General features: G+C 38.2%; 8 protein-coding genes and 1 pseudogene. 5 read left to right on the top strand and 4 right to left on the bottom strand.

The genetic code is table 11. The annotated features are described in order from the left end of the window. The 4 genes and pseudogenes from IR083_RS23710 to IR083_RS23695 all read right to left on the bottom strand — a co-directional run. A pseudogene (locus IR083_RS23710) lies at positions 1–253 on the bottom strand (hypothetical protein); the annotation flags it as partial. A gap of 4 nt (positions 254–257) precedes the next feature. Continuing rightward, on the bottom strand, positions 258–644 hold the full coding sequence (locus IR083_RS23705) for a hypothetical protein (protein WP_199343267.1): 387 nt from the start codon (positions 642–644) through the stop codon (positions 258–260). A gap of 131 nt (positions 645–775) precedes the next feature. Further along, the gene (locus IR083_RS23700; RefSeq protein ID WP_194226170.1) at positions 776–940 is read right to left on the bottom strand and encodes a hypothetical protein; all 165 of its coding nucleotides are present in this window, start codon (positions 938–940) and stop codon (positions 776–778) included. A 1,250-nt stretch (positions 941–2,190) separates the two neighbouring features. Beyond that, positions 2,191–2,622, bottom strand: coding sequence for an acyl-CoA thioesterase (locus IR083_RS23695; protein WP_044215910.1), 432 nt, complete (start codon positions 2,620–2,622; stop codon positions 2,191–2,193). Positions 2,623–2,789: 167 nt separating this feature from the next. Here IR083_RS23695 and IR083_RS23690 point away from each other — a divergent pair, with 167 nt between their 5' ends. The 5 genes from IR083_RS23690 to sufD all read left to right on the top strand — a co-directional run bounded on the left by IR083_RS23690 (position 2,790) and on the right by sufD (position 7,451). Further along, entirely contained in the window at positions 2,790–3,533 is a 744-nt protein-coding gene (locus IR083_RS23690; RefSeq protein ID WP_395858103.1) for an MlaE family ABC transporter permease, read from the top strand. After that, complete coding sequence (locus tag IR083_RS23685) at positions 3,530–4,303, top strand: ABC transporter ATP-binding protein (protein WP_194226169.1); 774 nt, start codon at positions 3,530–3,532, stop codon at positions 4,301–4,303. The genes IR083_RS23690 and IR083_RS23685 overlap by 4 nt, the downstream gene beginning before the upstream one ends. A gap of 86 nt (positions 4,304–4,389) precedes the next feature. Then, entirely contained in the window at positions 4,390–5,154 is a 765-nt protein-coding gene (locus IR083_RS23680) for an exodeoxyribonuclease III (RefSeq protein WP_006799337.1), read from the top strand. 195 nt (positions 5,155–5,349) lie between these two features. Next, complete coding sequence (gene sufC / locus IR083_RS23675) at positions 5,350–6,111, top strand: Fe-S cluster assembly ATPase SufC (protein WP_006799336.1); 762 nt, start codon at positions 5,350–5,352, stop codon at positions 6,109–6,111. Continuing rightward, positions 6,111–7,451: a Fe-S cluster assembly protein SufD gene (gene sufD, locus IR083_RS23670; RefSeq protein ID WP_194226168.1), complete on the top strand. Its 1,341-nt coding sequence runs from the start codon at positions 6,111–6,113 to the stop codon at positions 7,449–7,451. The genes sufC and sufD overlap by 1 nt, the downstream gene beginning before the upstream one ends. Positions 7,452–7,462: the final 11 nt, after the last annotated feature.

Raw genomic sequence — 7,462 nt, 5'->3', positions numbered from 1 at the left:
GATTCTTGTCTTGTTGACCAAGCAAAGGAATATTTGAAACTTTGACATTTTTAATACCGTTCTCGATAAGCAACGATTTGGTGATATCATTTATCAATGTACCTTTTCCGCAAAGCGATTCTTTTCGTTCAACAGATGTTGGTGTACCTGTATCTTCATCAATAAAATCTTCGTTCCAATAACGGTACTCTGACTGCATTAAATACCAGCCGTTGGCTTCTTCTACGGGTAATGTTTTCTTTTGTAATCCCATAATTTTAATATCCTGTTTTAGTAATTCTTAAATTTTCTCTTTCATAACTTAGTATAGAGCATAAAGCATCCACCTGATGAGTTGCAGCAGCGTTGAGTCGGTCTAACCAATCAACCAAGTATGCTTCTTCTTCTTCTTCGGCAATCGAATCTATCAATGTATTTTGCACCTTTGCTGACAAACATTGTTCTTTGGCTATATTGATGATTGTATTGCTTATTTCGGAAGCTTTCTTACGTCTCAGAGCTTTCTTTGCTTCTGCCAACATAAAAGCAGTACGGCTGATATATGGCATAATAGCACGGATACGTTCGAGTATTTCTTCTGGATTCTCGGAACATTCGATGTCGAGATAATCCTGTATTTGTTGAGCTTCTTCTTGGAGTGTCATAATTAATATTTTGAATTTTTAATTATTCAGGAAAATAATCCCATCCGATTTCCCATTCTTCGCCTTGACGATCCAACCAAAACAGATCAGGATCTACGGTATATCCATCTTCAAATAGAAATTCTCCAGATTTAAGAGTAATCCCATCCATTAAGATCATATACTTTCTTCCGAGCACCTTCTTTTTCGATAAAAGAATCTACCTTAGAGCCTGTTTCATTGTCATATACCGCCCAGAGGTTACCTCTTCGGCAATATGAGTATTTGCATTTTTCTTTTTGATCGTATGTAGACATAATTGTATTATTTTAAAATTCACTTGATTGATGAAGCATTATAAACTCATAGTTTAGACCGGCATTATTCAATACAAATGCCTGAACTTGCTGTTTACTTAAATGGGAATTGATACTACCGCGTTGATGCGCATATTCACCTCTAGCTGTTTTTTTCTCGGATAACATCATATACTTTATCCTCGTCATAATTACATTCAATAGCATATAGATCATAGTTCTTTGCCGTGATACCTTCTAATTTTCAAGGATATACATTGTTTTGTGAAAACGTCCTGCCGTGGTCACTTTTAAAAAGTGAATAGGCGTGTAAATCATTGATTTACACGCCTATTATTTTAGATACTTACATGACGCTCAGTATTGATATGATTCAGCCAGATAGGAGCAGCATCGTTGATGCTGGACCGTGTCAGCTTATAATTCGGCCGTATTGACGGATTTGCAGCTCAGTCCTATTATTTGTATAGAAAGTCTCTAAAACATACACAACGAATCCTGATGGGCTCCAAATTGCCATTGGCGGATACTTTAATTATTATATCTCCGACAAAGGTAGAGTTTGACAGTGATCCTGATAATTATAGCTTGTCGCTTTCATCAACTCGGAAGAGAGCTGTGAAAGGCAGATTCTGGAAACAACTGACGAAGATTTCTACGCGCTTTAGCTTTCTCTTGGAGCTTGATGTAATTTATCTATTAAATCCTTGTAGTTCTAGGCGTAGCCGGAACATATCATTTTTCCAACAATCCTGCCTTTATCATTATCGGCAGGATTGTTTATCTAATTTTCTTTTGGGCATAAGAGCCAATTCAAAATATTTTATTATTTCTGTTTTTTTAATATTTACCGATGAAAATAATTTTAACACTAACATTTGCAGTTTTACTTAATTCATGCATAGTCCTTGAATCTATGCTGGGTCTAGATAGGTGTAATTATACTGATTGTGATAGAAAATGTATTGACAATTGCGACTACTGTGTAATTCACTGCGATAAATTAATGTTCCTGAAGATTTCGATTCAAGAATAGGCAAGTCGATAGATAAACAAATAGACCTATACAAAGAACAAGAAAAGAAGCGTAATTAAAATATTAATTTCCTTTTTTTGTTAAATGATTATAGTGAAGTGGTAACAGTCCGAATATTTAAGAGGTTACTCATTATTATTTATCAGATTGTTGTCATTGAGTCCGTTTAAATTAATACTATCATGCATGTATAGGAAGTAGTGTATTTGAGAAATCACTTTTTTCTTAAATCTTTTCCTTCAAAGTTGCAAATAGCTTCTACCCAATCTTGTGGTACCGGCTTGGACTTATGCTGAATCAAGTCGTAAGTAACCATTGTTGACCGACAAAAACATTTTTCTTCCCCGGTACTAACATCAATAACACGTTGAGCCAGTTCAAAGCTTTTTGTACCAATAGCAGTTACCGCGGTTTGTGTTGCGATATGGTCGGTGCCAAATATCTGAGATTTAAACACTACATTGATTTCAACCACAACAATAGCTTCTTCTTCCCAATTCACATTCGGGCAAATAGTTTCAATGTAATTAGTTTTTCCCAAATCGTAGAAAGTAAAATAAACTGCATTATTGATATGTCCGAACCGATCAATGTCATTAGCTCTCAGTTGTAGTGGAATGGTATGCTTAAATGATATTTCATCCATAATATTCATCTTGTTTTTCTGCAAAGTTATGATATTATTATAAAATTGAACTCTCTTCAATAGCCTATGTTTAGGGAATTTTTAGAATGATACAAACTTACATTTATTAAAAAGATGTATCTTTGTCGGAGTTTTATATTATTGCACAAAGAAATAATCAATATATGTTGACATCTCTTTTAGAAAAATTGGGACGATATACGCTTCTGATGCAAAAGGTTTTTACCAGGCCGCAGAAGTGGAATGTGTTTTTTCGTCAGTTCTTTGCCGAAATGAGTAAGCTTGGAGTAAATTCCATCTGGATAGTTATCATTATCTCGTTCTTTATCGGAGCTGTAATCGTAGTACAGATTAAGTTGAATATAGATTCTCCTTTTATGCCACGATATACAGTGGGATATGTATCGCGTGAGATTCTGATTTTGGAATTCTCGTCCACTATCATGTGCCTTATACTAGCCGGAAAAGTAGGATCTAATATTGCCTCGGAAATAGGGACTATGCAGGTGACCGAACAGATAGACGCCCTTGAAATCATGGGAGTAAACTCCGCAAATTACATAATTCTTCCTAAAATCACAGCATTAATGGCTTTTATTCCTGTGTTGGTGGTATTAAGTATGGTGTTCGGTGTTATTGGCGGTTTTGCTGTTTGTATAATAGGACAGATAATGCCTGCCGATACATTTCAATATGGTTTGCAATCATTCTTTAAAGAGTTCTATGTATGGTATGCGATTGTAAAAACAATTGTGTTTGCTTTTATCATAGCATCTGTAGCGTCTTTTTATGGCTATGCTGCCAGAGGAGGTTCGCTGGATGTGGGTAAAGCCAGTACAGATTCTGTAGTTATGAGTAGTATACTTGTACTCGTGTCAGACTTGTTAATCACTCAATTGATGATGTCATGATAGAAGTAAAAAACTTAGATAAGTCGTTCGATGGGCGCGAAGTGCTGAAAGACATAAACATTGTATTTGAAGCAGGCAAAACAAATCTTATCATAGGGCGGAGTGGTTCGGGAAAAACCGTACTTCTCAAGAACTTAGTAGGTCTGATGCGCCCTACCAGCGGGCAGATTCTATATGATGGACGAGACCTTACAAAAATGAGAACGGCTGAAGTGAAAGCATTGCGTCAGGAAATGGGCATGATATTTCAGGGGTCCGCATTATTTGATTCCATGACAGTATTCGAAAATGTCAACTTTCCGTTGATGATGTTTTCTGATATGTCCAGAGCCGAACAGGCAAAGCGTACACAGTTTTGTCTCGAGAGGGTAAATCTGGCGGATTCGGGACATTTATATCCCTCCGAAATAAGTGGAGGAATGATGAAGCGTTCAGCTATTGCCCGAGCAATTGCTCTTAACCCGAAATATTTGTTTTGCGATGAGCCCAATTCAGGACTTGATCCCCAGACTTCATTGGTTATTGACGACCTGATACACGATATCACAAAAGAGTATAATATGACCACGATTATCAATACCCATGATATGAATTCGGTGATGGGAATCGGTGAACGGATCAATTATATCAAAGAGGGAAATCTGGAGTGGCAGGGGACCAGTGCCGATGTGATGTCTTCTACAAACGAAGATTTCAATGATTTTGTCTTTGCTTCGGATTTATTCAAGAAAGTCAAGGCCGCAGAAAACGAAGGTATAAAACTAACATAAAAATTGAGGAATTCGGAAATTAGTAAATTGAGACATAATGCTATTTACTAATTGATAAATAAGCCAATTTATTGGATCAATAAACTATGAAAATAATATCATACAACGTTAACGGTATACGTGCCGCTGTAAATAAAGGGTTATACGAATGGATGGAAAAAGAATCGCCGGATATACTCTGTTTGCAGGAGATAAAGGCGATGGAAGAACAGATCGATGTATTGACCATTCAATCATTGGGGTATCATTATTATTTTCATTCCGCCGAAAAAAAAGGATATAGCGGAGTCGGCATCCTGACAAAAAAGAAACCGGACTTTGTAAAATCAGGTATGGATATGCCTGTGTATGATAGGGAGGGGAGGGTACTACGTGCAGATTATGGTGATATGACAGTGATCTGTGTTTATATCCCTTCCGGAACAATGGGCGATATACGTCAGGATGTAAAAATGAAATTTCTCGCCGATTTCACCCATTTCATAAATGAACTCCGGAAAGAAAGACCTCAGATACTCATCTGTGGCGATTATAATATTTGTCACAAACCAATTGATATCAGCCACCCGGAGCGTCATACCAAAGATTCAGGGTTTTTGCCTGAGGAACGCCAATGGTTCGACGAATATATTGCTACAGGATTGATAGATACTTTCCGTGTATATGACGAAAGTCCCGATAAATACAGTTGGTGGAGCTACCGGGCCGGAGCCAGAGGAAAGAATCTGGGCTGGCGCATCGACTATCATATCATATCGGAAGAAGCCAGACCCCGCCTTAATGGAGCGGCAATATTGAGCGATATAGATTTTTCGGATCATTGCCCGATAGTGGTGGAGATGGATTTTTAGAATAAATAATCTGAATTATATCTTTAGAGATATAGATTTAATAAATAACTAATAGCTTGTCATAAACAAGCTATTTTGCTTTTTATTTATTAATTTTGTGTCCGGAAGTCTTTACGACTTGAACATATATTATTTCTTAGTGTTAAAATGGTTAGTAAACACTGGGATTATTATTTAAACAACATAAAATTTATAATGGCAAACTTATTAAACATAAAAGACTTGCACGCCAATGTTGAAGGCAAGGAAATACTGAAAGGATTAAACCTTGAAGTTAACGAAGGCGAAATTCATGCAATAATGGGACCTAACGGAGCAGGCAAAAGCACTTTGGCATCTGTACTTGTAGGTAACCCTAACTTTGAAGTAACAGAGGGAGAAATAGATTACAGAGGACACGACTTACTCGATATGGATCCGGAAGACAGGGCGCGTGAGGGTCTTTTCCTTAGCTTCCAGTATCCGGTGGAAATACCGGGTGTGAGTATGACTAATTTTATGCGTGCCTCTCTTAACGAAATTCGTAAGCACAGAGAACAAGAACCGATATCGGCTTCTGATTTTCTAAAAATGATAAAAGAAAAGAGAGAACTTGTAGAACTCGATAAGGATCTTGCCGGACGTTCGGTGAACGAAGGTTTTTCAGGAGGAGAGAAAAAACGTAACGAGATATTTCAGATGGCTATGCTTGAGCCGAAACTGGCAATCCTGGACGAAACCGATTCAGGGCTTGATATAGATGCACTCCGTATCGTTGCAGCCGGCGTAAACAAGCTGAGACGTAAAGATAACGCGACTGTGGTGATTACTCACTACCAACGCTTGCTGGACTATATCAAACCGGACTTTGTACATGTTCTTTACAAAGGACGTATTGTGAAAAGTGCCGGGGCTGAATTAGCTTTGGAGCTTGAAGAAAAAGGTTACGATTGGATTATTAAAGAATTTCAGGAATAATGATAGAGAATCAATATATAGACATATTCAATCAGTACAGGGATAAGATCGATGCTAAATCCGCGCCGGGGCTGAACAGCCAACGTGATAAAGCATTTGAAGCCTTTCAGAAGCAAGGTTTCCCTACAAAAAAGCTGGAGGATTACCTTTATCTGGATGTGGCGGCGGAGTTTATGCCCGATTTCGGGCTCAACTTGAACCGTGTTCCATTCCAGGGAAATCCATATGTGGCATTCAGGTGTGAGATTCCCAATATGACAACAAATTTGTATTTTGTACTGAACGATTTGTTTCATCAGGAACACAGGCCACACGTAGAATACCCTAAAGGTGTATTTGTAGGTAGCCTGAAGCAATTTGCAGAGGAGAAACCCGAAGTTTGCAGTAAATATTACGGACAAATAGCAGATGTGAATAACAATGGTATCATTGCATTCAATACTATGTTTGCTCAGGATGGACTGGCAATATATGTACCTAAAGGAGTGATTGTTGAGGAACCGATACAGTTAATTAATATACTGAAAAGTGAGTTTAATTATCTCGTAAATCGACGTATATTGATTATTGCTGAGGACGATGCTCAGGTAAAATTGCTTATTTGTGACCATACGGTAGACGAATCCCACTTCCTGGCTACTCAGGTAACCGAGATATACGCCGGACGGAATGCAGTCGTAGACTGTTACGACCTGGAAGAAAATTCGGATAAGGTGACCCGGCTGACAAATACATTTGTATTACAGGAGGGATCTTCAAACGTATTGGTGAACAATATGACATTGAATACAGGTGTGAGCCGTAACAATTACAATGTAAAGCTAAATGGTGAACATGCAGAAGCGTATGTATGTGGAATGGTTATTGCCGACAGGCAGCAATATGTAGATAACTTTGCATTCCTCGATCATGCTAAACCACACTGCACTAGTACGCAGTTGTTTAAATATGTATTGCAGGATGAGGCTAAAGGTTCTTTTTGCGGTCGTATTCTGGTAGAGAAAGATGCGCAGAAAACAATGGCATATCAGTCTAATAACAATCTTTGTATATCGCCGAATGCAAAAATGTATGCTAAACCGCAGCTCGAAATATATGCCGACGATGTAAAATGTTCTCACGGTCTCACAACAGGGCAACTGGACGAAGAAGCACTATTCTATCTCCGTTCGCGTGGTATAGGATATGATGCTGCGAAACTGATGTTGATGCAGGCCTTTACGGCGGGGGTTTTGGAGCATGTGCGTATCCCGCGTTTGAGAGAAAGATTGCAGGATCTGGTTGAAAAACGCTTCCGCGGAGAAAGTGCACGTTGTGGCAACTGCATGGTATGCAAATAAGATTAGTAGTT

The sequence above is a fragment of the Dysgonomonas sp. GY75 genome (genome assembly GCF_015234155.1).
Lineage (GTDB): Bacteria > Bacteroidota > Bacteroidia > Bacteroidales > Dysgonomonadaceae > Dysgonomonas > Dysgonomonas gadei.
The sequence above is the reverse complement of the archived record's forward strand: the minus strand, read 5'-3'. Positions and strand labels throughout refer to the sequence as shown.